Origin of the sequence: Flagellimonas flava (assembly GCF_050617915.1) — a bacterium.
Classification (GTDB): domain Bacteria; phylum Bacteroidota; class Bacteroidia; order Flavobacteriales; family Flavobacteriaceae; genus Flagellimonas; species Flagellimonas flava_A.
Genome location: NZ_JBODQE010000005.1, coordinates 114,972 through 140,109, shown reverse-complemented (window position 1 = coordinate 140,109; position 25,138 = coordinate 114,972). Strand labels below are relative to the sequence as shown.

Annotated in this window: 24 protein-coding genes; 15 read left to right on the top strand and 9 right to left on the bottom strand. The window is 42.8% G+C overall.

From position 1 onward, the window contains the following. Window positions 1–24: 24 nt before the first annotated feature. Window positions 25–759: a LytR/AlgR family response regulator transcription factor gene (locus ACRHOZ_RS13905; RefSeq protein WP_420401609.1), complete on the bottom strand. Its 735-nt coding sequence runs from the start codon at window positions 757–759 to the stop codon at window positions 25–27. 287 nt (window positions 760–1,046) lie between these two features. Between ACRHOZ_RS13905 and ACRHOZ_RS13900 the strand changes: the two genes are divergently transcribed. From ACRHOZ_RS13900 to ACRHOZ_RS13890, 3 genes are all read left to right on the top strand, one after another. Beyond that, window positions 1,047–1,169, top strand: coding sequence for a hypothetical protein (locus ACRHOZ_RS13900; protein ID WP_422349769.1), 123 nt, complete (start codon window positions 1,047–1,049; stop codon window positions 1,167–1,169). 10 nt (window positions 1,170–1,179) lie between these two features. Then, a complete protein-coding gene (locus ACRHOZ_RS13895; RefSeq protein ID WP_431126633.1) occupies window positions 1,180–1,374 on the top strand; it encodes a hypothetical protein in 195 nt (64 codons plus the stop codon). Between the two features lie 287 nt (window positions 1,375–1,661). Further along, window positions 1,662–2,648, top strand: coding sequence for a ribonucleotide-diphosphate reductase subunit beta (locus tag ACRHOZ_RS13890; protein ID WP_431126631.1), 987 nt, complete (start codon window positions 1,662–1,664; stop codon window positions 2,646–2,648). Here ACRHOZ_RS13890 and ACRHOZ_RS13885 read toward each other — a convergent pair. After that, complete coding sequence (locus ACRHOZ_RS13885) at window positions 2,645–2,842, bottom strand: hypothetical protein (protein WP_431126629.1); 198 nt, start codon at window positions 2,840–2,842, stop codon at window positions 2,645–2,647. The two genes, ACRHOZ_RS13890 and ACRHOZ_RS13885, sit on opposite strands and share 4 nt — an antisense overlap. A gap of 45 nt (window positions 2,843–2,887) precedes the next feature. On the opposite strand from ACRHOZ_RS13885, the gene ACRHOZ_RS13880 reads away from it, so the two are divergent. Continuing rightward, a complete protein-coding gene (locus ACRHOZ_RS13880; RefSeq protein WP_431126627.1) occupies window positions 2,888–5,365 on the top strand; it encodes a ribonucleoside-diphosphate reductase subunit alpha in 2,478 nt (825 codons plus the stop codon). A 299-nt stretch (window positions 5,366–5,664) separates the two neighbouring features. On the opposite strand, the gene ACRHOZ_RS13875 is transcribed toward ACRHOZ_RS13880, so the two are convergent. The 3 genes from ACRHOZ_RS13875 to ACRHOZ_RS13865 form a co-directional block, all read right to left on the bottom strand. Next, complete coding sequence (locus tag ACRHOZ_RS13875; protein WP_431126625.1) at window positions 5,665–7,206, bottom strand: Kelch repeat-containing protein; 1,542 nt, start codon at window positions 7,204–7,206, stop codon at window positions 5,665–5,667. A 205-nt stretch (window positions 7,207–7,411) separates the two neighbouring features. Next, window positions 7,412–8,062, bottom strand: a complete 651-nt coding sequence (locus tag ACRHOZ_RS13870; RefSeq protein WP_431126623.1) for a gluconate 2-dehydrogenase subunit 3 family protein — start codon at window positions 8,060–8,062, stop codon at window positions 7,412–7,414. Beyond that, window positions 8,062–9,780, bottom strand: coding sequence for a GMC oxidoreductase (locus tag ACRHOZ_RS13865; RefSeq protein ID WP_431126621.1), 1,719 nt, complete (start codon window positions 9,778–9,780; stop codon window positions 8,062–8,064). The genes ACRHOZ_RS13870 and ACRHOZ_RS13865 overlap by 1 nt, the downstream gene beginning before the upstream one ends. A gap of 136 nt (window positions 9,781–9,916) precedes the next feature. On the opposite strand from ACRHOZ_RS13865, the gene ACRHOZ_RS13860 reads away from it, so the two are divergent. The 5 genes from ACRHOZ_RS13860 to ACRHOZ_RS13840 are packed head-to-tail and all read left to right on the top strand — an operon-like array spanning window position 9,917 to window position 15,000. Beyond that, a complete protein-coding gene (locus ACRHOZ_RS13860; RefSeq protein ID WP_431126619.1) occupies window positions 9,917–10,900 on the top strand; it encodes a sugar phosphate isomerase/epimerase family protein in 984 nt (327 codons plus the stop codon). A 21-nt stretch (window positions 10,901–10,921) separates the two neighbouring features. Continuing rightward, window positions 10,922–11,365 carry a DinB family protein gene (locus tag ACRHOZ_RS13855; RefSeq protein WP_431126617.1) on the top strand — a complete coding sequence of 148 codons (444 nt, stop codon included), beginning with the start codon at window positions 10,922–10,924 and terminating at the stop codon, window positions 11,363–11,365. A 7-nt stretch (window positions 11,366–11,372) separates the two neighbouring features. Further along, entirely contained in the window at window positions 11,373–12,602 is a 1,230-nt protein-coding gene (locus ACRHOZ_RS13850; protein WP_431126615.1) for an MFS transporter, read from the top strand. Between the two features lie 22 nt (window positions 12,603–12,624). Continuing rightward, window positions 12,625–13,845, top strand: a complete 1,221-nt coding sequence (locus ACRHOZ_RS13845; protein WP_431126613.1) for an MFS transporter — start codon at window positions 12,625–12,627, stop codon at window positions 13,843–13,845. An 18-nt stretch (window positions 13,846–13,863) separates the two neighbouring features. Then, on the top strand, window positions 13,864–15,000 hold the full coding sequence (locus ACRHOZ_RS13840; RefSeq protein WP_431126611.1) for a Gfo/Idh/MocA family protein: 1,137 nt from the start codon (window positions 13,864–13,866) through the stop codon (window positions 14,998–15,000). Between the two features lie 51 nt (window positions 15,001–15,051). On the opposite strand, the gene ACRHOZ_RS13835 is transcribed toward ACRHOZ_RS13840, so the two are convergent. Both ACRHOZ_RS13835 and ACRHOZ_RS13830 read right to left on the bottom strand, forming a co-directional pair. Continuing rightward, on the bottom strand, window positions 15,052–15,516 hold the full coding sequence (locus ACRHOZ_RS13835) for an ASCH domain-containing protein (protein WP_420401623.1): 465 nt from the start codon (window positions 15,514–15,516) through the stop codon (window positions 15,052–15,054). Between the two features lie 9 nt (window positions 15,517–15,525). After that, window positions 15,526–17,229 (bottom strand): GMC oxidoreductase, encoded by a 1,704-nt coding sequence (locus tag ACRHOZ_RS13830; protein WP_431126608.1) that lies wholly within the window; start codon window positions 17,227–17,229, stop codon window positions 15,526–15,528. Window positions 17,230–17,372: 143 nt separating this feature from the next. Here ACRHOZ_RS13830 and ACRHOZ_RS13825 point away from each other — a divergent pair, with 143 nt between their 5' ends. From ACRHOZ_RS13825 to nadD, 6 genes are all read left to right on the top strand, one after another. Continuing rightward, complete coding sequence (locus ACRHOZ_RS13825; RefSeq protein WP_431126606.1) at window positions 17,373–18,425, top strand: sugar phosphate isomerase/epimerase family protein; 1,053 nt, start codon at window positions 17,373–17,375, stop codon at window positions 18,423–18,425. After that, window positions 18,422–19,171, top strand: a complete 750-nt coding sequence (locus ACRHOZ_RS13820; protein WP_431126604.1) for a 3-keto-disaccharide hydrolase — start codon at window positions 18,422–18,424, stop codon at window positions 19,169–19,171. The genes ACRHOZ_RS13825 and ACRHOZ_RS13820 overlap by 4 nt, the downstream gene beginning before the upstream one ends. Before the next feature lies 1 nt (window position 19,172). Further along, a complete protein-coding gene (locus tag ACRHOZ_RS13815) occupies window positions 19,173–19,931 on the top strand; it encodes a 3-keto-disaccharide hydrolase (RefSeq protein ID WP_431126602.1) in 759 nt (252 codons plus the stop codon). Between the two features lie 76 nt (window positions 19,932–20,007). Continuing rightward, window positions 20,008–20,865, top strand: a complete 858-nt coding sequence (locus ACRHOZ_RS13810; RefSeq protein ID WP_420401628.1) for a YicC/YloC family endoribonuclease — start codon at window positions 20,008–20,010, stop codon at window positions 20,863–20,865. Next, entirely contained in the window at window positions 20,862–21,461 is a 600-nt protein-coding gene (gene gmk / locus ACRHOZ_RS13805; RefSeq protein WP_431126600.1) for a guanylate kinase, read from the top strand. Before ACRHOZ_RS13810 ends, gmk begins: the two co-directional genes overlap by 4 nt. 4 nt (window positions 21,462–21,465) lie before the next feature. After that, window positions 21,466–22,050 carry a nicotinate (nicotinamide) nucleotide adenylyltransferase gene (gene nadD, locus ACRHOZ_RS13800; protein WP_431126598.1) on the top strand — a complete coding sequence of 195 codons (585 nt, stop codon included), beginning with the start codon at window positions 21,466–21,468 and terminating at the stop codon, window positions 22,048–22,050. Window positions 22,051–22,052: 2 nt separating this feature from the next. Here nadD and ACRHOZ_RS13795 read toward each other — a convergent pair whose 3' ends face one another. Together ACRHOZ_RS13795 and ACRHOZ_RS13790 are read right to left on the bottom strand one after the other, a co-directional pair. Next, a complete protein-coding gene (locus ACRHOZ_RS13795) occupies window positions 22,053–22,769 on the bottom strand; it encodes a DUF6503 family protein (protein WP_431126596.1) in 717 nt (238 codons plus the stop codon). A gap of 18 nt (window positions 22,770–22,787) precedes the next feature. After that, the gene (locus ACRHOZ_RS13790; protein ID WP_431126594.1) at window positions 22,788–25,064 is read right to left on the bottom strand and encodes an inorganic phosphate transporter; all 2,277 of its coding nucleotides are present in this window, start codon (window positions 25,062–25,064) and stop codon (window positions 22,788–22,790) included. Window positions 25,065–25,138 lie beyond the last annotated feature (74 nt).

Genomic DNA, 25,138 nt, shown 5'->3' with positions numbered 1-25,138 from the left:
AATAGACACGGGAGTTATCGGGGGTTACAGCATATCCAAAAAATCGGATTTCTTTTGTCTTGAAACAGGGATTTTATGGTTGGATTCCAGCACCACATAACCATCTGTCTTTAGAAATTCTTTTATCTTGTTTAGATTGATGATGTACGAATTGTGAATTCGGAAAAAACTATTATCGGGAAGCAAAGTATTCACTTCTTTGAGCTTTTTGGTAAGCAGGATCTTTTGGCCATCACTCAAAAAGATGGTACTATAGTTTCCATCGGATTCCGCATATAGAATATCGTCACTGTTAAGGAACAAAAGCTTTCCGTCCGTATTGATGGTGATTTTCTTGCTATGGGATTCAGCATTGAAATTCAAAAGAATCTTTTCCAGTTTTTCGGAAGTCAAATTCTTGGTGTTGTATTTTTTGATCTTGGCAATGGTGACTTCCAGATCATCTGTATCAATCGGTTTTAGCAAGTAATCAATGGCCTCGTTCTTAAGGGCTTTTAGGGCATATTGGTTGTAGGCCGTGGTGATGACCACAGGGAAATTTTTGTTCTTAAGGCTTTTGATGAACTGAAATCCGTCCATTGCCGGCATCTCAATATCCAGGAACAAACAATCCGGGGTATTCCGCTCCAAATAGTCCAAAGCTTCATGGGCATCAGTAAAAGATGCTACGATATCAACCTCATCGCTCAAATTTGTCAACTCCCAACTAAGACTTTGCAACGCTTTGACCTCGTCATCAACAATAACTGCTTCTAACATGCTCTATTTTAATATACTTTCAAATTTAGGATTATTCTCTATAAGGTATTAAAATTATGTGCTAATGGACGTTTTACACGTATAACTGGTAGGAAATACCGATTAACCGAAAATGGGCAACTTTCACCTATTGAATGCTATATTCTTCTGGTTTTACATCTAAAAGCCTGAAAATCATTGACCATTTATACACAAAAAAAGACCGATTATACATACGGCACCCTCTCAGGGGCAATTGTTTTATACTTTGGTCTTGTTAAAAATTGAAAGTAATCAACCCTACTCCAATGCGAAAGTGTCTTATTTTATTTGTGCTTCTGATTGTTGCCCTGATTTGCGCTGCTGTAATGGAAGAGGGAAAAGATTTAAAGATACATTCCAACTGGGACGAGGTGGCCAACAATAGGTAGCCTTTTCCATATGTTCTTTCACATTATCAACAAACGTACGGCCAGAGCAACCAACCTCTTGATCATAGAAACTGCTTGCAAAAGATATCCCAGGGAATCCACGGATTTGTTTGGTTTTAGGTTTCGGGGGAACTACCTAGAATTAAAACCGTCCAAAGATGTAACTGGGAATGGCCGTACTTTTGATAATGAACCTACGGAATGACAACAACAAGCGTAATTTCCATTAATATTTAGACCAAAAAGTATAAAAAACATATACTTTTTGGTCTATTTTATTTTGGAAGATTCCGATCAAAAAACCGCCTTGGGGATCATCTTCTTCAAACCCAAGTAACATCAATAGCCAGCCTAGATGTCAACATTTTGTGTTAAAAACTTTGGATCGTATTTAATAAAACTGCCTTTACTATCTGGTGACATTTTTGAATCTTTGTTAGCCCTGTTCGCAAGGAAATTTTCTCCATTTTATAATTTTTTTAACGCACACTTATGTCAGCAGCCATAGAACCCATATTACAAGAAAACAAAGACAGATTTGTAATTTTTCCAATCCAACATCACGATTTGTGGGACTGGTATAAAAAGCAGGAAGCCTGTTTTTGGACTGCTGAGGAAATCGATTTGCACCAAGATTTGACAGACTGGAACAACAAGCTCAATGAGGATGAGCGTTATTTCATTAAGCATATCTTGGCATTTTTTGCAGCTTCAGATGGTATTGTGAATGAAAATTTGGCGGAAAATTTTGTGAACGAGGTGCAATATTCCGAGGCCAAGTTTTTCTATGGTTTCCAGATTATGATGGAAAACATCCACTCAGAAACCTACTCTTTGTTGATCGATACCTATGTAAAGGATGAAAAGGAAAAAAATGTGCTTTTCAAGGCTATTGAGAATTTTCCAGCTATCAAAAAGAAAGCAGATTGGGCACTTAAATGGATTGAGTCACCCAGCTTTGCCGAGCGTTTGATTGCCTTTGCCGCTGTGGAAGGGATTTTCTTTTCCGGAGCCTTCTGTTCCATTTTCTGGTTAAAGAAAAGAGGATTGATGCCAGGACTGACTTTCTCCAATGAGTTGATCTCCAGAGACGAAGGAATGCATTGCGATTACGCGGTACACCTGCACAACAATCACTTGGTGAACAAAGTGCCGAAGGAAAGAATCAAGGAGATCATTGTGGATGCCCTTAATATAGAAAGAGAATTTATTACCGAATCACTTCCGGTAAGCCTTATAGGAATGAATGCTAAATTGATGACCCAGTACTTGGAGTTCGTGACCGACAGACTGTTGGTGGAACTGCAATGTGAGAAGGTGTACAATGCCACAAATCCGTTCGATTTCATGGATATGATTTCGCTTCAAGGAAAGACCAATTTCTTCGAGAAACGCGTGTCTGAATATCAGAAAGCAGGTGTTTTGAACAAGGAAAAGGACACGGATTCCCAGAAAATTAGCTTCGACGCGGACTTTTAATTGAAAAAATTCCCCACAGCTTGCTGTGGGTTACCTATAAAATTGTCATTCCCATCAAAATGGGAATCTAAATAACAGAATTTCTTGAAATTCTTTATTAAGACCGATAACAATATAATATAGCCTCTTGCCCCAGAGGTGTGAAAGAACTTGGCCTCAAATGTATCGTGGGAATGCCCACGGTTATTGATCATGCTTTGGTATAACCAACAGGTATCATTTTAAAAAAATCGTAGCACATGTATGTAGTAAAAAGAGATGGAAGAAAAGAGCCGATGATGTTCGACAAGATCACGGCCAGAGTAAGAAAACTTTGTTATGGCCTCAACGGTCTGGTTGATCCGGTAAAAGTAGCCATGAGGGTCATTGAGGGACTGTATGATGGGGTAACCACATCCGAACTGGATAACTTGGCTGCCGAAATTGCGGCAACTATGACCACTACCCATCCAGATTATGCTAAGTTGGCGGCTCGCATCTCGGTTTCCAATTTGCACAAAAACACCAAAAAGTCCTTCTCCGAGACCATGAAGGATCTCTACGAATATGTGAATCCAAGAACTGGAAAGGAAGCCCCATTATTATCTGATGAGGTCTTTAAGGTGATTTCGGAGAATGCAGAAAAATTGGATTCCACCATTATTTACAACCGGGATTTTGGCTACGATTATTTCGGTTTTAAGACTTTGGAACGATCATACTTGCTCAAGTTGAATGGAAAAATCGCAGAACGCCCTCAGCATATGTTGATGCGGGTTGCGGTTGGAATTCATCTGGATGATTTGGATTCGGCCATCGAGACCTATGAGCTGATGTCCAAAAAGTATTTCACCCATGCAACACCTACCCTGTTCAATTCTGGAACGCCTAAGCCACAAATGTCATCCTGTTTCCTTTTGGCAATGAAAGATGACAGCATTGATGGCATTTACGACACCCTCAAACAGACCGCAAAAATTTCCCAGTCGGCAGGAGGGATAGGACTATCTATTCACAATGTTAGGGCCACTGGATCGTATATTGCCGGAACCAATGGAACTTCCAATGGAATTGTGCCCATGCTTAGGGTGTACAACGATACGGCCCGTTATGTGGATCAAGGAGGCGGAAAACGAAAAGGAAGCTTTGCCATTTATGTGGAACCTTGGCATGCGGATATCTATGATTTCCTGGATTTGAAAAAGAACCACGGAAAAGAGGAAATGCGTGCGCGGGATTTGTTCTATGCCATGTGGATTCCGGATTTGTTTATGAAAAGAGTAGAGGCTGATGGAGAGTGGACGTTGATGTGCCCTAACGAGTGTCCAGGACTTTTCGATTCCCATAGTGAAGAATTTGAAGCGCTGTACACCAAATATGAAGCTGAAGGAAAAGGACGCAAGACCATAAAGGCCCGTGATCTTTGGGAAAAGATTTTGGAGTCCCAAATTGAAACAGGAACTCCTTATATGCTTTACAAGGACGCGGCCAACAGAAAGAGCAACCAGAAAAATTTGGGAACCATTCGTTCCTCCAACTTGTGCACGGAGATTTTGGAATATACCTCTCCAGATGAGGTAGCGGTATGTAACTTGGCTTCCATTGCCCTCCCCATGTTTGTAAAGAATGGCAAATTTGATCATAAGGAGCTTTTCAAAGTGACCAAACGAGTGACCAAGAACTTGAACCGTGTCATTGATCGTAACTACTATCCGGTAAAAGAGGCCGAAAACTCCAATATGAGACATCGCCCTGTGGGATTAGGTGTTCAGGGATTGGCAGATACCTTTATTATGCTTCGTTTGCCCTTTACCAGTGATGAGGCCAAGCAATTGAACCAAGAAATTTTTGAGACCCTGTACTTTGCTGCGGTTACCGCTTCCATGGAAGAGGCCAAGACCGATGGCGTATATTCCAGCTACGAAGGTTCTCCTATGGCCAAAGGCGAATTCCAGCACAACCTTTGGGGCATTAAGGACGAAGAGTTGTCCGGAAGATGGGATTGGGCCAAACTGAGAAAGGATGTGAAAAAACATGGGGTGCGTAACTCCTTGTTGGTAGCACCTATGCCTACCGCCTCAACCTCACAGATTTTAGGAAACAATGAGTGTTTTGAACCTTATACCTCCAATATTTATACCCGAAGGGTATTGTCTGGCGAGTTCATCGTGGTGAACAAGCACCTATTGGAAGATTTGGTGAAACTGGGCCTATGGAACGAAAATCTAAAGCAAGAATTGATGCGTGCCAATGGATCGGTACAACATATTGATGTGATTCCAGATGATATCAAGGAATTGTACAAGACCGTATGGGAGCTCAGCATGAAGGACATTATAGATATGAGCCGACACCGTGGTTATTTCATTGACCAAAGCCAGTCTTTGAACTTGTTTATGGAAAATGCCAACTACTCCAAGTTAACCTCTATGCATTTCTATGCTTGGAAGAGCGGACTAAAAACAGGAATGTATTATCTCAGAACCAAGGCAGCTGTAGATGCCATTAAGTTCACCTTGGACAATACCAAGAAAAAAGAAGTGCCAATCAGTGTAGCCGCGGAAGCTGAAGTATTGGCCGCAACACCAAAAGCTGCTGAAGAACTTAAGGTGGAAGCCATTCCGGCAGAACAGCAAGAGGTGGATGTGCAGCCTATGACCCCGGAGGAGATGAAGGAATTGATCGCGCGGGCCAAAGAAGGCCAGGCTGACGATGACTGTTTAATGTGTGGATCATAACAAATACTGAACGTATCAGTATGTGATAGTGTTTATTGATTAGATGCCTCGGATAGTTCACCCCACACGAACAACTTCCGAGGTGTTTTCCTTGAATTGCAAGATTCAACAACAAAAAAAGCCGCTTAAAGCGGCTTTTTTATTTGGCCGGAATAACCAAACGTCAGTTCGAGTGGCTCGAATTTGATTCGAGACGTATCGAGAACTGATGACGAAGCGGCACCACTTTGTTCTCGATACAAATTTTACCCATTACCATGGGCAAAATCCAATCGAACTGACGGCATTTGGACTTTATCTTACTCATCATGCCTTGGGGTATATTCCCAAATGTCAGTAGGAAACTCAAAAACATTATTGATATATTCCATGCCTAACCCAATATAGGCCTTTTCGTTAGCCGAGGCTGCTGCAAAAGGCCATTGCCGATAGCTGCTAGAGAATGTGGTTTTCAATGTCCAGCTACCTTCACCATAGTTATCAGAGGAGTCAAATTCCCATAAATTGGCTTGTTGCTGATAGTTGTTGTTGAATCCCAATCCAACATAACCCTTATTTCTGATACTAAACCCTATTGCGCCATATCTTTCATTACCATCAGGTAAAGGTTCTTTTTCCGTCCATGAATCGGATTGGGGACTATATTCCCAAATATCTGATAAGAGTTGGGTTTGACTATAGAATCCTGTTGATATATATCCTTTATTGCCTATCGAGAATGAAACAGCGGAAGCTCTCCCGATATCTTCAAATCCGGATTTCTCTTCCCAAGAATCGTTGGTTGGATTATATTCCCACAGGTCGTTGTAGAAAAGATCAATTCCTAAATTAGTGCCTCCATACACATAGCCTTTGTCATTAATGGTAAAAGTGCTAGGAGCTCGACGAACTTGATTTGGGTTCCCTGGAAAATCGCCTAACGAAGTCCAAGTATTCGTAGCGGGGTCAAAACTGTAAAAATCATTGGGCCCTGTTTGCGAAGTCCCATTGGTCCCACCTCCCACATATAAAAGCCCATCAATAACAAAATGAAAAACGCCATGTCGGGCTTCTCCAGGAAAGTCTGTCATTTGGGTCCAGCTATCCAATTCAGGATCATATTCCCAAAGATCTTTTTTGGCTGAACCATAATTTCCAAAACCCATATAGATTTTGTCCTCTATTGCCTCTGCAATACCAAACCTTCTTTTTCCTTCTTCAAAATCTGCTCTTCTTCGCCAAGGTAAATAGGTGAATTCATCTTCTGAAATAGTGTATTGGTCTTTCACCCTCATTTGTATAGGACCTTTATACCCATCTGGCACCCTAACAACAATTTTGGTATCTGAAAAACTCTTTAACTCGGCCGGAGTTTCGGCACCATGGAAGAGCACATCCACAGCACTGGGATTATCCCCAAAGTGGTCACCAGTAATGGTCACCTCATCGCCTTCCACGCCCTCCTTGGGTTCAAAATCATTTATAATGGGAGGCGGAAGCAAAACCGTAAAATCTTGAAAGGAGGTATAATCATACCCAAGGGCAAAAAGGCTTATTTTTCCTGTAGTGGCATCTTCGGGAACAATTGCTACTAAAGTAGTCTCGGATGCACTTTCTACTTCTGCCATCCTCCCATTGAACTGGACTTGGTTTCCTTCAGGTAAGGGATCAAAATTCTCCCCCCTGATGGTTACTTTGGTACCCCATCCCCCAAGTGCGGGAGAAAAGTCAAAGATGTCCGTTTCTGGATTTTCAACCTCTTCCGATGGATTATCATCCACAGGAAGAGAACCATCATCTTTTTTGCAATTAAGAAACAGAAAGGTCGCAGTGCAGATAAAAAGTAGGTAACGTTTTTTCATGGCAAGTTATTTGGGTTCTTTTTAAAGGAAGCCTATAATGGCCTAAAAAAACCTACTCAATTGACGGACAGCCCTTTTGGATTGACGGATGGGTGTTTTGGATATGTGGATTGTTGGATTTCTGGATTTTTAGAAGGTCAATCTTGACAATGAATACAAAAAAAGCCGCTTTAAGCGGCTTTTTATCTTCTGGAAAGGAATTAAGTTACAACGACCAGGCTCTGCCTTGGGTCAAGGTTTCCAAATCCCCACAACCAATATATTCTCCAGGTACTGGCAAGTAGGCCAAAACCTCCTCACCAACAAACTCACTGTTTTTATAGGCCCAAATGGCACTATTACGCAAGTTGGTGGCAAATTGGTATCTAGCAATCTCATCATCCAACACAGCACTTCCATTTTCCTCTACGGCTTCAAAATAAGCCTGTAGTGCCTCTCCATGCGCTTCTTCCACCTCATCGGTCTGCTTTTTCAAATAAGTGGCAAAGACGGGCTCTAAATCCTCTGCATCCAAATCTGCCAAAGATTCTTTTTGGGTGTCGGCCAAGACCTTATCGGTAAACTTGCCCATGCACATTTTTAGAAAAGCTTGTTGCTCTTCGGGAAGTACCTCATTGGCAAACGTATCTATAAACACATGCACATTCACATCAGTGGCCGATGGCGTGTCGGTCTTTGGTAACAAGATGTCCAACAAGGTATGAACAACAGTTCCTTCATCTTTGGAAAAGAAATTGGGATTCCAGTCCAGGACTTTTTTACCTTGACAGCTTTGTACAATTCCTAAAAGGGTAGGGGTGGCCACGGCATAACCAAAGACAAGCCCCATATTTTTTAATGCTACTCTTCTTTCCATTATAAATTTCCTTTTTTAAGTTCTTCTGCTGCATGGTTGGCAGCTCTTGCCGTAAAGGCCATATAGGTCAATGATGGGTTAACACAACTGGCAGAGGTCATAAAGGCCCCGTCGGTGACGTAAACATTCTTACAATCATGCACTTGGTTAAAGCCATTAAGTACGGAAGTTTTTCTATCCCTTCCCATTCTGGCAGTTCCCATTTCGTGGATACCCAAACCAAGGGCTCCAGGTCTGTCAAAAGGTTGAACGTCTCTTAAGCCTGCTTTTTCAAGCATATCCACCGCTTGGTTTTTCATATCCTCGCGCATGTTCCATTCATTTTCCTTGAACTCGGCATCGAAGGTAACGGTAGGCAAGCCCCATTCGTCCAACTTGTCATAATCCAGGGTCATGCGGTTGTCCTCGTACGGAAGCACTTCACCAAAACCACCCATTCCAAAGGTCCAGCCTCCTGGCTTGAGGATGGCATCCTTAAGGTCTTTTCCATGGGACACTTCGGAAATTACATCTTCCCAATTGCCTCGGCTTGCACCTCCTTGATACCCATATCCTCGAATAAACTTATCTGTATTGGAACTACCGCCCAAGTTTCTAAATCGAGGTAGGTAAATACCATTTGGCTTTCTTCCCTTATAATATTTGTCATCGTATCCATCCAACTTTCCACCGGCACCTACGCCCAAATGGTGGTCCATGATGTTTCTTCCCAATTGATCGGAGTCATTTCCAAGACCATTCTCAAACCTATCGGACTTGGATTGCATCAAAATGGATGTGGAAGCAATGGCAGAAGCACAAAGGAAAATCACTTTTGCCTTGAACTCAAACTCTTCCTTGGTCTCCCGATCAATGACTTTTACACCCGTGGCCTTTTTGGTATCCGGATCGTAAATTACTTCGTGAACAATGGAATCCGGACGTAGCGTCATGTTCCCTGTTCTTTCGGCAGCAGGTAGGGTGGAGGACACACTACTAAAGTAAGCCCCAAAAGGACACCCTCTTATACAACGGTTACGGAATTGGCAACGTGTTCTTCCGTCTCCCTCAAATTTCTTGTTACTATTTATATGTGCCACACGACCGGCAGTAATTACACGGCCATCAAAATGTTCGTAGACTTTATCCCTAACATGTTGTTCCACACAGTTCAACTCCATCATGGGCTCAAACTGCCCGTCTGGAAGTTGCGGAAGTCCCAATTTTTCACCGGTAACTCCTATATAACTCTCAACCCTATCATACCAAGGAGCAATATCTTTATAGCGAACAGGCCAGTCCACGGCAATGCCATCTTTTCTGTTGGCCTCAAAATCCAGGTCGCTCCAACGGTAACTATGACGTCCCCACATAATGGAACGTCCACCCACATGGTAACCACGCATCCAATCAAAACGCTTGGTTTCGTTATAGGGGTGTTTTAGATCATCAACAAACCAATGTTTGGAAGGAGTTTTAACCGTATAGCCAGTCCGGTTTTGTTTTTCCTGTTTGGCAATGTCCTCTCTTGTGGGTTCCCCATTATTGGGCAAGTCCCAGGGATCCAAATTTGCCGTTGGATAGTCCTCTCGGTGCTTGACCATTCTACCGCGTTCCAGCACCAAGGTCTTCAGTCCATTTTCGCACAGTTCTTTAGCAGCCCAACCACCACTAATGCCCGTTCCTACTACAATGGCATCGTATGATTCCTGCTCTTCGTTATAATAAAATTTACTCATCAATAAGGATTGTTTATTTCCTAAAAGTATTAATTATTAAATTAATTTTCTACATTTAATCCTTATGTTTATTGAGAATTCACTACTATAACGTTGTAGTTTTTAAATTCCATTTAATTTAAGTTGATCAACCCTTATGAAAAGAAGAAATTTAAAACATTTCAGTACCAAATTTGTGATTGTTTTATTGCTTGCTAGCGCCGTGGCTTGTAAGCAAAACAAGAAACAGGAAGAAGTAGCTTCCGAAACTGTTGAAGAAGTTCAAATGAGCACCGAACCCAATTTCAAAATATCGTTGGCCCAATGGTCCATGCACAAGATGATACGGGAAGATGGGGTAGACCCATACACCTTTGCCGAAAAAGCCAAAGCCTGGGAATTTGAAGGATTGGAATATGTAAGCGGATTGTACTATCCAGAATTGGAGAAGGATAATTTCTCAGAGGCGGCCATGAAGAGCTTTGTGGATAAAAGCCTTGCTGAAAGTAAAAAACACGGTTTGGAAAATCTGATTATCATGATTGACGGTCAAGGAGATTTGGCCACCCCGGATGAAGCCGAACGCAATGCTGCAGTGGAAAACCATTATAAATGGGTAGATGCCGCCGCTGCATTGGGATGTCATTCCATAAGGGTAAACCTAAGCGGTACCCAAGACCCTGATGAATGGACCGCTGCCTCGGTAGACGGATTGACCAAACTATCCACTTATGCCAAAGACAAGAACATTAACATCTTGGTGGAAAACCACGGAGGGCTGTCCTCCAATGGAGCAATGTTGGCCAATGTATTTAAAACGGTAAATATGGACAACTGTGGTACCCTCCCGGATTTTGGCAACTTCTGTATTACTTGGGGAGAATGGCCCGAGTGTCTTGAGTGGTATGACAGGTACAAGGGAATGGAAGAAATAATGCCCTATGCCAAGGCGGTTAGTGCCAAATCCCATGATTTTGATGAAAATGGCAATGAGATCCATTCAGATTATGGACGCATGCTCAAGATTGTAAAGGATGCGGGATACTCTGGTTATATTGGAGTGGAATACGAAGGAAGCGAGCTAAGTGAGGAGGATGGGATTATTGCTACTCGAGACTTATTGCGTAAATTGATGAAGTAGTCCTTACCAAACCTCAGGCCTATGAAGGGATTTCTACAGCAACTTTTTGATTACAATTTTTATAGCAACAAAAAGCTCATTGAGCAATGTTCCGCTATGGGAAAGGTTCCTGAAAAAAGTATGCAACTGTTCAGCCATATTTTGAACGCCCACCATATCTGGAACCATAGAATTATAGGCAAGCCATCAGAATATACGGTATGGCAGTTGCACTCCTTGGAAGAGTGGGGAGACCTTCATTATGAGAATCAGCGTACCTCTTTTGAAATCATTAGGAACACCGAGGATTTCAATAGAAGAATTGATTATGAAAATAGTCAGGGGAGGACTTATGCCAATGACCTAAAAGATATCCTGTTTCATATCATCAACCATTCTACCCATCATAGGGGCCAGATTTTGACGGATTTCAGGAACTCGGGCATTGAACCCGAACCTTTGGATTACATTTTTTATAAAAGATAACCCCCTTATGAGTTCAAAAGTAAAGTTCCAGTTGTCCGCCATGATGTTTTTGGAGTTCTTCATTTGGGGAGGCTGGTTTGTTACCCTGGGACCATTTTTGGGCAATAATTTGAATGCATCCGGAGCCGAGACGGCGATGGCATATTCCACACAATCCTGGGGAGCAATAATTGCACCTTTTATTATTGGATTGATCGCAGATCGCTTTTTTAATGCGGAGCGAATTTTGGGAGTGCTACATTTGGTTGGTGCTGGACTGATGTACCTAATGTATGGGTCGGAAAACTTTGCCGCTTTCTATCCTTATGTGTTGGGTTACATGATATTATATATGCCCACTTTGGCCTTGGTAAATTCTGTGGCCTTTAACCAAATGAAAAACCCATCCAAAGAATTCCCTTTGGTAAGGGTATTCGGTACTGCAGGTTGGATTTTGGCAGGCTGGATCATAAGTTTGGCCTTTAAATGGGATGCTATAGAGAATATTGAAGCCGGTTTCTTAAAGAATACCTTCTTGATGGTGTCCGTCGCTTCGGCGGTATTGGGTATATTCAGTTTTACCTTACCCAAAACACCACCCACGGTTAGCAAGGATGATAAAAGGAGCATTGGACAACTGTTGGGCTTGGATGCCCTCCAGCTATTAAAGGACAAAAACTTTTTGGTGTTCTTTATTTCATCCATTTTAATATGTATCCCATTAGCATTTTATTATCAGCATATCGGTACTTTCTTGACAGAATCCAATGTGGAGAATTCAACCGCGTGGGCTTCCCTGGGTCAATTTTCAGAAATCTTCTTCATGCTGCTCTTGCCATTCTTTTTCAGAAAGTATGGATTTAAGAAAACCATTTTGGTAGGGATGCTGGCATGGACCCTGAGATATCTGTTGTTCAGTTTTGGGGACTCGGGTGAATTGTTCTTCATGCTAATCCTTGGAATTGCATTGCATGGTATCTGTTATGATTTCTTCTTTGTTTCCGGTCAGATTTATACCGATTCCAAGGCCGGGGAAAGATATAAGAGTGCCGCTCAGGGATTGATTACCTTGGCCACCTATGGGGTTGGGATGCTGATCGGCTTTTGGGTGGCAGGAAAAATATATGACGAATTTGTTCAGCTTGATGGAACCGCATTGTGGGAAAAAGTGTGGATTTACCCCGCCATTTTTGCCTTGGCAGTATTTATAGTCTTTGCCCTTTTGTTCAAAAATGAAAATATAGAATATAAAACCTAAAAACAACCAATATAGAATTACCATGGAAAATATAAACAAGAATAGGCTTTTCTTGGCCTCATGTGTATCACTGATAGTTACAGCCATGACCTTTGCCCTTAGGGCAGGAATTATGGGTGAACTTAATGTCGAATTCGGCTTTAACGACACCCAATTGGGGTGGATGAACTCCATGGCTTTTTATGGGTTTCCAGTATCCATGATCATAGGGGGTCTTATTTACCCTAAAATAGGACCAAAACCCATCCTCTGGGTGGCCTTTATATGCCACTTGCTAGGATTGATATTGACGATAACGTCGAAGAGCTTTATTCCGCTTCTTGTGTCAACCTTCTTTATTGGTTTGGCCAACGGCGCAGTGGAGGCAGCTTGTAACCCGCTTATCGCTGATATGTATACTACCAACCGAACTACCATGTTGAACAAATTCCACGTTTGGTTCCCAGGGGGAATTGTTATTGGAGCTTTGTTGGGCGAGCTTATGGGAAATATGGGACTGTCCTGGCAGATTCAAATTGCCATCATGATCGTACCTACCTTGATTTACGGATACCTCATTCTGGGTCAAAAATTCCCGAAAGCCGAAAATATTGAGGCCAATATTGGTCAGAATATGAAGTCCATGTTTACCCCTCTGTTTATTTTCATGCTTATTTGTATGGGCCTAACTGCAACTACGGAACTAGGTACCGGGCAGTTTATTGAAAGACTGCTTGGACAGGCAGGAGCACCTCCGCTTATCATTTTGGCCATTGTAACAGGATTGATGGCTGTGGGTAGGTATTTTGCAGGCCCTATTGTTCACAAGTTTAACCCTATTGGCGTGCTTTTCGGATCGGCTATAATTGCTTCGATCGCCCTGTTTTTACTTTCCAGTGCAACTGGCGCTATGGTGTATGTGGCTGCCATATTGTTTTCAGTGGGAGTGATGTACTTCTGGCCAACCATGATTGGATTCGTAAGCGAGTATAATCATAAAACAGGTGCTCTGGGGATGTCAATTATAGGAGGGTTCGGAATGCTGATTACGGGAATATCCCTCCCGAAAATTGGCCAGATGTTGGATCAACAAAGAACCCAGGCCTTGGAATCTGGAGTCTCACCCGAAGCCGCAGATCTGGTAGCAGGCCAGGCAACCCTTGGAAACATTATGTGGCTTCCCGTAATACTGATAGGGCTCTTCGGAATTTTGTTTCTAATGCGGAAGAAGCTAGAAGAACAGCGATTGAAACAAGAACACTAAATCATAAATATAATATCAATGCCAAAAAAAATTAGATTAGGAATTATTGGAGGTGGAGGAGATTCCCTCATTGGAGTGCTGCATAGAGTAGCCTCATTTATCAATGACAATTATGAAATTGTAGGGGCGGTTTTCAATCCGGACTTTGAGCAAAATTTGGCTTTTGCAAAAGAGATTGATGTACCAACCGATCGTATTTATAAGGATTTTGACACTTTGGTAGAGGAGGAGCTAAAACTTCCTGAGGACGAGCGTATTGAAGTCTGCTCTGTTCTGACTCCCAATTTCTTGCACTTCCCCATGGCCAAAAAACTGTTGGAAAATGGATTTCATGTCATCTGTGAAAAGCCGATGACCATGGATTACGAGGAGGCCAAGACCCTTCAAGAAGTCCACGAAAAATCTGGAAAAGTGTTTGCCCTGACGCATACGTACACAGGTTATCCCATGGTACGTCAGATGCGTGAAATGATCAAGGCAGGTGCTTTGGGAAAAATCCATAAAGTGGATGCACGCTACTATCAAGGATGGATCAATACTGTTATTCACGATCCAGAAAAACGGAAAACCGTATGGCGTTTGGATCCCGCCAAGGCTGGAATCAGTTCTTGTATTGGGGATATCGGAGTCCATGCATCCAATCTGATTGAATACACAACTGGACTAAAGATTAAATCCGTTCTGTGCGATTTCAACTATCTATACGATGACAACCTAATGGATGTGGACGGCACAGTGTTGATCCGAATGGACAAACATGTAAAAGGAGTGGTGCGGGCGAGCCAAGTGGCGACAGGAGAAGAAAACGGATTGGCCATTGCCATTTATGGAGAAAAAGGCGCCTTTAGATGGGAGCAGGAAAAGCCCAATTTCCTGTATAAGATGAGCGATACAGAACCGCTACAGGTGTACAAACCTGGACATGCGTACAATTCCGAACTTTCCTTAAATGCTTCCAAGATACCCGCAGGGCATCCAGAAGGTATTTTTGATTCCATGGCCAATATTTACTTGGGAGCTGCCAGGGCCATTCGCGGAGAGAACTACAATGATGGAGAATTCCCTACCATGAGAGATGGAGTTCGAGGAATGAACTTTATTGAAAGCACCGTTGCTTCCCACAAACAAGGGAATGTTTGGGTAGAATTGGATTAAGGAGCAATCCCAACTTATAAAAGGATACTTAATGGCCGCTTTTTGCGGCCATTATCTTTGAAAGACCTTTTCAAAACGTTCAAAGACCACGATCATACTTTCTCGAGGCGTACGGTTGAATTCGGAGAGTTCCCGTGTGTAATAATCCCAATGGGTTTTTTTCCAATGTTCCAAGCTTTTGTCACCTTCCCCTTCCAAACGTGCATGCTCTGCATGGATGGCAAAGTAAGGAACCAATTTCACAGAGGTGGTTCTTATCACGCATTTTGCTTTTCCGGCCCAGTCCGTAACCACGGCAAAGTCACCAATTTTTGGCAGGATTTCCTTCCTGTATTGAAGCCCCAACAAGGAATGTGAGGTGGCACGTTTGATGTCTTTGCAGACCAATTCGGCACAGGTATTGGAATCCTTTTCATTGTCGCAAAAATGGATTACCCTTGGTGCATCTTCATCGGCGAATTCTAGATGGGCGTCCAGAAAATCGCCCCATAAGTTTCTAGCTGAAGCATTTTCCATAGTAGGTATTTAAGAAAATTTATTTTGTTTAAACTGTTCCGCTGCATGATTTGCAGCCCTGGCCGTAAAGGCCATATAGGTCAACGATGGATTTACACAGCTTGCAGAGGTCATGAAAGCCCCATCTGTCACATAAACATTGGGGACATCGTGCACTTGATTGTGTCTGTTCAACACCGATGTTTTTGGGTTGTGGCCCATGGGTGCTCCACCCATCTCGTGAATGCCAAGACCTGGACCTGTTTCATTTTCGTATGCCTTAACATCCCGAAAACCAGCCACTTTGAGCATGGCAACTGCTTCTTCTTTGATGGTTTCCCGCATTTTAAGCTCGTTCTCCTTGAACTCCACGTCAAAATCCAGTTGGGGCAATCCCCATTGATCCTTTTTGTCCTTGCTCAAGGACACACGGTTGTCTGGGTACGGAAGCATTTCTCCAAAACCTGTCATGCCTATTTGCCATCCTCCCGGCTTTAAAATAGCTTGTTTTAGGGACGCGCCATAACCCATTTCGGCTACCATTTCAGACCAATTATTTCTTCCAGCCCCACCTTGATAGCCAAAGCCGCGCAAGAAACCTTCGCGCTTGGTTTTGGCATCCAGATTGACAAATCGGGGAATATAAAAACCGTTGGGTCTTCTTCCTTTATAGTACTTGTCCAAATGACCATCTACCTTGGCGGAAGCTCCCAATTGGTAATGGTGATCCATAATATTACGACCCACTTGATCATAATTGTTACCCATTCCATTGGGGAATGTTTTGGATTTGGATTGCAACAAAATTCCAACGGAGGCCATGGCAGAAGCACAGAGGAAGACTATTTTCCCTTTAAACTCCAATTTCTCATGGGTTTCTGCATCAATCACCCTTACTCCAGTGGCCATTTTTTTGTTCTCGTCATAAATGACTTCATGCACAATGGAGTTGGGGCGTAAGGTCATATTGCCGGTGCGTTCTGCTGCCGGCAGTGTGGATGAATTACTGCTAAAGTACCCTCCAAAAGGACAGCCCCTCCAACATCGATTTCTATATTGGCAAACTGTACGGCCTTCAAACTGGGCAGTCTTATCTGTAATATGGGCAACTCTTCCAATGGTCAAGAGCCTATTATCTTCAAAACCGGTTTTCATGGATGCCTGAAGCTCCTTTTCCACACAATTCAGTTCCATGGGGGGTTGAAATTTACCATCAGGCAACTGTTTGAGCCCTAAATTTTGCCCACTCACTCCTATATAGGTTTCCACCTTGTCATACCAAGGGGAAATATCCTTGTACCGAACAGGCCAGTCCACCCCATGTCCATCTTTCTTGTTGGCCTCAAAATCAATATCGCTCCAACGATAACTTTGTTTGCCCCAGGTTATAGATCTGCCACCTACATGGTAACCCCTGATCCAGTCAAAACGCTTGGTTTCCTGATAGGGGTGCTCCAAATCGTTCACAAAAAAATGCTTGACGTCATCCTTGGGGGCCCAGCCCACGCGAAGTTGCTTGGGGTATTTTTTCTTGTCTTCCAAGGAAAGTTCACCATTATAGGGCATGTCCCAGGCATCCCAGTTCATGGTCTTGTAATCCTCAATATGTTTGACCATGGGGCCTCGTTCCAGCACAAGGGTCTTAAGGCCATTTTCGCAAAGCTCCTTGGCCGCCCAACCTCCAGTGATTCCGGTTCCTACCACTATGGCGTCATAAACCACATTTTCGTTCACAATTGTGCTGTTTTTATTGTTGGCTAATCCCTATATTTATAACTTCTGCTACGGAAGATAAAAACATCCTTGGTTTTTTCTTAAAAATAGGAGATAAATCATAAAAAATTAACGAACAAACAATTCTTAGCAAAGCATTTTAAATGAAAACAATTAAAGGACCTGCAGTATTTTTAGCCCAATTTGTGGATGACCAAGCCCCTTTCAATTCCTTGGACGGATTATGTAAATGGGCTTCGGATTTGGGATACAAAGGGGTTCAAATTCCCACTTGGGTACCCTTTCTGATTGATTTGGATAAAGCTGCGGAAAGCCAAGACTATTGTGATGAACTTAAGGGTAAGATCAATTCCTATGGTTTGGAAATCACGGAACTTTCCACCCATTTGCAAGGACAGTTGGTGGCGGTACATCCGGCCTATGATATCATGTTCGATAATTTTGCGCCAGATGCCGTAAAAAATAACCCAAAGGCAAGAACCGAATGGGCTGTAGAGACGGTAAAAAAGGCGGCAACGGCAAGCAGAAGGTTGGGAATTAAGGCCCACGCCACATTCTCGGGAGCGTTACTTTGGCATACCTGGCATCCTTGGCCGCAGCGACCTCCAGGTTTGGTGGAAATGGGTTTTGAGGAACTGGCCAAAAGATGGATGCCCATTTTGAACCACTTTGATGAAGAAGGTGTAGATATTTGCTATGAGATTCACCCAGGAGAGGATTTGCATGATGGAGACACCTTTGAACGCTTTTTGGAAGCCACTGGAAACCATAAAAGGGTAAATATTCTATACGATCCAAGTCACTTTGTGTTGCAGCAGTTGGATTACATCACCTACATAGACCACTACCACGAATTCATCAAATCTTTCCACGTCAAGGATTCAGAGTTCAATCCAACCGGAAAGAAAGGTGCCTTCGGAGGTTACAATGACTGGGGCGACCGGGCAGGAAGATACCGTTCGTTGGGAGATGGTCAAATCGACTTCAAGACCATCTTTTCCAAACTAACGCAATACGGTTGCGATGTTTGGGCGGTAATGGAATGGGAATGCGTTATTAAAAGTCCTGAACAAGGAGCACGTGAGGGGGCAATCTTCATTCAGGATCATATTATAGAGGCCACCACCAAAACCTTTGATGATTTTGCAGGTGCTGCAACAGATAAAGAAAAACTTAAAAGAATATTGGGATTATGAAAAAATTGACCTTGTTGGCCTTGGTGGCCGTGCTCTTTGCATGTAAGGAGAAAGCCAAAGACGAACCTAAGGAAGAAACACCACAGGAAACCGAAACACAAATGGACAAGGAAGATGACGGATGGGTTACCTTGTTTGATGGTTCCTCCTTTAACGGATGGCACTTATATAATTCGGGAGAAATTGACGAGCCTTGGAAATTGGAAGATGGGAACATGGTGTTTTACCCACCCGAGGAAAGAGAGGAAGGAGAATACTACAATATTGTCACAGACAAGGAATTCACCAATTTTGTGTTGTCTTTGGAGTGGAAGATTTCTGAAGGGGGCAACAGTGGCATTTTTTGGGGGATTTATGAAAGTAGTGAATATGGACAACCGTATTTAACCGGGCCTGAAATCCAGGTGTTGGATGATGAAAGGCATCCCGATGCCAAAAATGGGACCACCCACCAGGCTGGATCACTTTATGATATGATTGCACCTTCCAAAAAAACGGTTAAGCCTGCCGGGGAATGGAATCATGTTGAGTTAATGATCAACCATGAGACAAATAATGGACATGTGATGCTCAATGGAGAAAAAATTGTAGAGTTCCCTGTTCATGGCGATGAATGGGATGCCATGGTTGCAGATTCCAAGTTTGCCGACTGGGAAGGATTTGGAGCCTATAAAACCGGAAAAATTGGATTGCAAGATCACCAGGATATGGTGTCTTACAGAAACATTAAAATCAAAGAGCTTTAGTATGCCCTTAAAATCTTATGTATTTGCCTTGTCAGTTCTTTTGACGGCAAGCTCGGTGTTTGGACAAGTAAATGGACCTACACAACCCGAAGCTACAGAAACGTATGAACCGGTACCCCCAAGGGTTACTCCTGGATCGGATGGAGCACCGCCTAGTGATGCCATTGTGCTTTTCAATGGGAAGGATTTTGACCATTGGGTCAGCACTGCTGATAGTACAGCGGTAAAATGGCATTTGAACAGGGACGGCAGCATGACTGTCAAAGACAAAACAGGAAACATTCAGACCAAACAAAATTTTGGGAGCATGCAGCTTCATATTGAATGGAAGTCCCCAAAGGAGGTTCAAATGTCTGGACAAAACCGAGCCAATAGCGGTGTTTTTCTCCAAGGGCTTTACGAGGTACAGGTGTTGGATAACAACGATAATGGCACCTATGTGAATGGGCAGGTAGGATCCATCTACAAGCAATCGGTTCCCTTGGCCATGGCGTCCGTGCCCTCTGGGGAATGGAACACCTATGATATTATCTATCACGCTCCAAAATTCAGTAGGGGCGGAAACATAGTTGCTCCTGCCACTATTACGGTGTTGCATAATGGCGTTTTGATCCAAGATCATTTTGAGATTGAAGGTCCTTCTGAATATATCGGTTGGCCTCGGTACAAATCACATGGAAAGAGACCCTTGATGCTACAGGATCATAGGGACAATAGCAGGGTAAGCTATAGAAATATCTGGGTTCGGGAACTGGACTAGGATACTCAATCTATTGTTTTCGCAGAAGAGGCCAAATCCTATTTTGGTTACCTTTGCCAAAATTTAACCATCCCATATGATTCAATCCATGACTGGTTTTGGAAAGCACGTGGTGCAACTTCCTTCCAAAAAAGTGACCATCGAGATCAAATCCCTCAACAGCAAAAACCTGGACATCAATGCCAGGATTCCACAATCGTATAGGGAGAAAGAACTGGAATTGAGAAAGATGATTGCAGATGTGCTGGTGCGTGGCAAGGTTGATCTGGGACTTTATGTTGAAATCACTGGAGAGGAGACCACGGCAGAGGTGAACCAAGGCGTGGTTAAGAAATACATGCAGCAATTGTCCAATATTACCGAAGGGGATGACCTCAAATTGTTGGAACTTGCCCTGAGAATGCCCGATACCCTAAAAACAGAAAAGAACGATATTGACCCGGCAGAGTATGAGGAAATTGTCAAGGCGATGAAGCAGGCCCTGTCCGAAATATCCAAGTTTAGAAGCGAGGAGGGCAAAGTGTTGGAAAAAGATTTTTTGTCTCGATTGGACGGCTTGAATCAGTTATTGCAAAAAGTAAGGGAAATGGATCCCGAACGATTGAACACGGTTAGGGAACGTTTGGAAAAGGCCGTTTCCGATTTGACAGTTGAGGTGGATGCCAATCGCTTTGAGCAGGAATTGATCTACTACTTGGAGAAGTATGATATTACGGAAGAAAAGGTACGGTTGGACAACCATTTAAAATATTTTGAGACCACCTTGAAGTCCAATGACTCCAATGGCAAAAAGCTAGGATTTATTGCCCAGGAAATAGGCCGCGAAATCAATACCATTGGTTCCAAGGCCAATTATGCGCCTATGCAACAATTGGTGGTGCAAATGAAGGATGAATTGGAAAAGATCAAGGAACAAATGTTGAATGTGCTATGAAAAAAGGAGGGAAGCTCATTATCTTTTCAGCCCCTTCGGGCAGTGGAAAAACCACCATTGTTAGACATCTTTTGAAACAACCGGAGCTCAATTTGGCCTTTTCGGTTTCAGCTACATCCAGGCCACAACGTGGCGATGAGAAAGATGGGGAGAACTATTACTTCATCTCTATTTCAGAGTTTAAAAAACACATAAAAAATGGCGACTTCCTGGAATGGGAAGAAGTGTACCGAGATAATTTCTATGGCACTTTGAACAGTGAGGTGGAGCGATTATGGGCCGAAGGAAAAAATGTGATTTTTGATATCGATGTGGTAGGGGGACTACGAATCAAAAAGAAGTTTCCTGAAGAAACCTTGGCGGTTTTTGTAAAACCACCGAGTGTTGATGAACTTAAGATTCGCCTTAAAAAGCGAAGCACTGAAAGTGACGACAAAATAAATATGCGTGTGGCCAAAGCTTCGGTGGAATTGGCCACTGCACCTCAGTTTGACAAGGTAATCAAGAACTATGACCTTGACGTGGCACTTCAAGAATCCCACAAGCTGGTAGCGGAATTTGTTGGAGCTGAAATTCCAGATTTCGAGGAAAAATAGAAAGATGAAACAGGTAGGACTTTACTTTGGTACGTTCAACCCCATTCATATAGGCCATTTGGCCATTGCCAACCATATGGTGGAGTTTTCCTCTTTGGATGAGGTTTGGTTTGTGATTACCCCACAAAGTCCGTTTAAGGCCAAGCAAACGCTTTTGGATGACCACCACAGATATCAGATGGTCTATGAAGCAGTCCAGGATTATCCGAAGTTGAAACCCAGCACAATTGAATTCAACCTCCCACAACCCAACTATACGGTCAATACATTGGTTCATCTGGAGGAACAATTTGGAAAGGAGCATCAGTTTTCCCTGATTATGGGCGAGGACAATCTTAAGAGTTTCCATAAATGGAAAAACTACGAGACTATATTGGAAAATCATTCCATTTATGTGTATCCCAGAATTTCGGAAGGTACTTTGGAACACCAATTTAAAGAACATCCAAAAATTCATAGGGTGAATGCCCCTATTATGGAAATCTCCTCCACCTTTATACGCAAATCACATCAAGAAGGAAAAAATATTAGAGCCTTGCTTCCTGAAGCGGTTTGGAAGTATATGGATGAAATGAACTTTTATCGATAAACCTATTCGGCCTTGTTTGATAGGATATCCGTACCTAGATATTTGTCATCCTTGTTGTAGTACCAAGCTCTGGTTTTGGGCATTTTAATACCATTGACCTCCTCCAAACCTTGCAGTAAAATATATTCTCCATCGCCCTTGGATTCATCATGGTAAAATTGATAGACCTCCATGGCGTAGGTTTTGGGATCAAAATAGAAATACCAGACATCGTTGCCCACACCTTCTTCATAACTGACCTTTAAGACCAGATATTCCTTCCCCTTGAACGTTTTGGTTTGGACCTTGTTGTCCAGTACGGCGCCAGGATCTTTGATTTTCATGGGCAACCCATAGAGGTAGGTGTAATAATCGCGCATGATTTTGCCACGATCACAGGTCAAACGAAATTCTTTCCGTTGCTCCTCGGATATTTCTGAACTACCGTTTAAAGTGGTGGTACATTGCTGTTTGTCAAACTTAAAACCAAATTGGTTTCCATTTTGCTCCACCATCAGCCCAAATTGTTGTTTGGGAACATTTAGTGAAATTACACTGATGCGATCCTCCGATTTAGGCGTTTCCATGCGCACCACAAACTCACTGTTAAAAGTGGACCATTGCCCTTGCGGGTCATGAAAATTGATAGTTCTTTCCAGTAATTCCTCGGCAGGCAGGGCTGTTTGGGCCTGAAGCACATTGCAGACCAGCAAGGTCAGTATAAAAGTAAGATAACGCATACGGGCAAGTTAATTAAATTACTCGGAACCGGGGATACGGGCAGGCTCCACGGAACTGTCATGTTCCACAAAGTAGAGCTCCAAAAGCTCATAGATGACTTCTATTAGATCCTTGCTCTCGGTCAATAGGGAAAAGTAAAGTGTAGTGTTCTTGGGACTCGATTCCTCTGTTCTTGTTCTTGATATCTGTCGGGCTATTTTGTCTGATACCAAATTGAAGAGTTCCTCTCGGGTTTCCAAGACTCGCTGAATGTCCTCAAAGGATCGATTCTCAAATATTTTATACCCTTGTTCAAAAAGTGCATCAATCTTGTAATCAAGTTCTTTTAGCTCCTTGATTTGATTGTATTTTAACTTTTTGTGGTTGTTGTTCACATGTTTATGACTCACTTTCCCAATGTATTCCAAGGATTGGGACATGTCAGTTAAGTGGGTCAAAGTATTAATGTAAAAATTACTTGCCCCTACATTGGCCTCATCCAGATTCTTGATAAAGAAGAAAAGATGATTTCTGAGATCTTCTATTTCGGACGAAAGTTTGGCGCCCTGTTTCTTGTTTTTCTTTAAAAGTTCCAAATCTTGTTTTGCCAACCCATTTATGGAATTGGTATAGATTTTATTGGTCCTTTTGATTACGTTGGCAATGTTACTGGCACTTTCCTCAATGACCCCTTGAATGGAACTGCTTTCGGCCCTACGAAGACTATCCTCTGCTTTGATTTCCTTGGTTTTCCTATTATGTGACAAATAGTTGCGAAGAAGGATCACGGCAGCAAAAAGTAGCAAAACAATCAGCGCCACAAATCCGCCCAAGTGGAGGATGTAAGCGATTATGGCTGCTGCCACAAAAGCACTAAGGGCCGTAAAGAACCAACCTCCGATCACATTCAATACCCCTGCGACCCTATACACTGCACTTTCCGCGCCCCATGCCCGGTCCGCCAAAGAGGTTCCCATGGCCACCATAAAAGTCACATAGGTTGTTGACAGCGGAAGTTTCATGGATGTGGCAATGGAAATCAAAACACTGGCCACCATAAGATTCACAGACGCCCTGATGAGGTCAAATGCAGGTTGATCTTGCACCTTGGTTTTGGGTACATAAGTATTGGGAAGCACAAATTGTTTGTCCACCCTTTTTTGTATGGAGGGAGGTACAACCTTGCCTAAATTGGAAAAGGCAGTAATACTGAATTTTACCAATTGCCTTGAAAGATAATTGGGCTGGAAACGCTCCTCGCCCTCATCCTGTCGGGAAAGGTCCACACTGGTTTTAACAACGCTTTTGGCTTTGGAAGAAAACCAAAGGGTGATTACCATGATGCCTCCAGACAACAGCAATAGTAAAGTTGGCGTTTGAACCGCAGCCGACAGGCCACTCATGTTAAATTCATTGGGGGCAATCCCAGATATTTGCCAATCTTGAAATGACTGTAATGCAGCAATCGGAACACCAATAAAATTGACAAGATCATTACCTGCAAAGGCCATGGCCAATGCAAAAGTTCCAAAAGCAATTACGATTTTATAGATATTCCATCTTAGAAAAACCGCCAAGATGTAAGAGATGAAACTCCAAATAATGATATTGGCCAAGATGAACAAAAAGGGCTGTTGGGCTACAAAATCCGAAACGGAATCGTTGAACAGTGCGGCGCTTTTCAATCCCTTCACCAAGATGAAGTAAATAATGGCGGAGATAGCCAATCCACCATAAATGGACTCTACCCATTTCGGTTTGGACTTAAAGTCAAATGAAATTAAGAGCCGTGATATAAATTGAATAATGGCTCCTACGGTAAAGGCTATAAAGACCGATAATAGTATCCCGAAAATAATCTGGGCTGCCTTATCCGTGTTGATATAAGCTCCCAAATCCGAGAAAGTACCATCCACATTGATGATTTTCACCAAGGAAATGGCAACAGAGGCACCCAAGAGTTCAAAAACTATGGATACCGTGGTCGAGGTAGGCATGCCCAAGGTGTTGAAAAAATCCAGTAGCAGAATATCCGTGATCATGACTGCCATGAAAATGAACATGATTTCCTCAAATACAAATTCCCCCGGATTAAAGATTCCCTTTCTGGCCACTTCCATCATTCCGCTGGAAGACATGGCGCCAAAGGCGATACCAACACTTGCAATGATCATAATGGTCTTAAAGGATATGGCCTTGGACCCGATTGCGGAGTTTAAGAAGTTAACGGCATCGTTGCTGACACCCACTACCAAATCGGTAATTGCCAAGATTCCCAAAGCAATAACCATGAAAATATAGATGTTCTCCCCCATCAAAAAAGAAATATGGCAAAAATGCCATTATAAATTCGAAATGAAGTTACCAAAGTGTTACCAAATCACGTAAC

What these genes read in the sequence shown, in the direction of transcription:
- ACRHOZ_RS13905 (WP_420401609.1), bottom strand. Translation starts at nt 759, where the DNA reads ATGTTAGAAGCAGTTATTGTTGATGACGAGGTCAAAGCGTTGCAAAGT.
- ACRHOZ_RS13900 (WP_422349769.1), top strand. Translation starts at nt 1,047, where the DNA reads ATGCGAAAGTGTCTTATTTTATTTGTGCTTCTGATTGTTGCCCTGATT.
- ACRHOZ_RS13895 (WP_431126633.1), top strand. Translation starts at nt 1,180, where the DNA reads ATGTTCTTTCACATTATCAACAAACGTACGGCCAGAGCAACCAACCTC.
- ACRHOZ_RS13890 (WP_431126631.1), top strand. Translation starts at nt 1,662, where the DNA reads ATGTCAGCAGCCATAGAACCCATATTACAAGAAAACAAAGACAGATTT.
- ACRHOZ_RS13885 (WP_431126629.1), bottom strand. Translation starts at nt 2,842, where the DNA reads ATGATCAATAACCGTGGGCATTCCCACGATACATTTGAGGCCAAGTTC.
- ACRHOZ_RS13880 (WP_431126627.1), top strand. Translation starts at nt 2,888, where the DNA reads ATGTATGTAGTAAAAAGAGATGGAAGAAAAGAGCCGATGATGTTCGAC.
- ACRHOZ_RS13875 (WP_431126625.1), bottom strand. Translation starts at nt 7,206, where the DNA reads ATGAAAAAACGTTACCTACTTTTTATCTGCACTGCGACCTTTCTGTTT.
- ACRHOZ_RS13870 (WP_431126623.1), bottom strand. Translation starts at nt 8,062, where the DNA reads ATGGAAAGAAGAGTAGCATTAAAAAATATGGGGCTTGTCTTTGGTTAT.
- ACRHOZ_RS13865 (WP_431126621.1), bottom strand. Translation starts at nt 9,780, where the DNA reads ATGAGTAAATTTTATTATAACGAAGAGCAGGAATCATACGATGCCATT.
- ACRHOZ_RS13860 (WP_431126619.1), top strand. Translation starts at nt 9,917, where the DNA reads ATGAAAAGAAGAAATTTAAAACATTTCAGTACCAAATTTGTGATTGTT.
- ACRHOZ_RS13855 (WP_431126617.1), top strand. Translation starts at nt 10,922, where the DNA reads ATGAAGGGATTTCTACAGCAACTTTTTGATTACAATTTTTATAGCAAC.
- ACRHOZ_RS13850 (WP_431126615.1), top strand. Translation starts at nt 11,373, where the DNA reads ATGAGTTCAAAAGTAAAGTTCCAGTTGTCCGCCATGATGTTTTTGGAG.
- ACRHOZ_RS13845 (WP_431126613.1), top strand. Translation starts at nt 12,625, where the DNA reads ATGGAAAATATAAACAAGAATAGGCTTTTCTTGGCCTCATGTGTATCA.
- ACRHOZ_RS13840 (WP_431126611.1), top strand. Translation starts at nt 13,864, where the DNA reads ATGCCAAAAAAAATTAGATTAGGAATTATTGGAGGTGGAGGAGATTCC.
- ACRHOZ_RS13835 (WP_420401623.1), bottom strand. Translation starts at nt 15,516, where the DNA reads ATGGAAAATGCTTCAGCTAGAAACTTATGGGGCGATTTTCTGGACGCC.
- ACRHOZ_RS13825 (WP_431126606.1), top strand. Translation starts at nt 17,373, where the DNA reads ATGAAAACAATTAAAGGACCTGCAGTATTTTTAGCCCAATTTGTGGAT.
- ACRHOZ_RS13820 (WP_431126604.1), top strand. Translation starts at nt 18,422, where the DNA reads ATGAAAAAATTGACCTTGTTGGCCTTGGTGGCCGTGCTCTTTGCATGT.
- ACRHOZ_RS13815 (WP_431126602.1), top strand. Translation starts at nt 19,173, where the DNA reads ATGCCCTTAAAATCTTATGTATTTGCCTTGTCAGTTCTTTTGACGGCA.
- ACRHOZ_RS13810 (WP_420401628.1), top strand. Translation starts at nt 20,008, where the DNA reads ATGATTCAATCCATGACTGGTTTTGGAAAGCACGTGGTGCAACTTCCT.
- gmk (WP_431126600.1), top strand. Translation starts at nt 20,862, where the DNA reads ATGAAAAAAGGAGGGAAGCTCATTATCTTTTCAGCCCCTTCGGGCAGT.
- nadD (WP_431126598.1), top strand. Translation starts at nt 21,466, where the DNA reads ATGAAACAGGTAGGACTTTACTTTGGTACGTTCAACCCCATTCATATA.
- ACRHOZ_RS13795 (WP_431126596.1), bottom strand. Translation starts at nt 22,769, where the DNA reads ATGCGTTATCTTACTTTTATACTGACCTTGCTGGTCTGCAATGTGCTT.
- ACRHOZ_RS13790 (WP_431126594.1), bottom strand. Translation starts at nt 25,064, where the DNA reads ATGGGGGAGAACATCTATATTTTCATGGTTATTGCTTTGGGAATCTTG.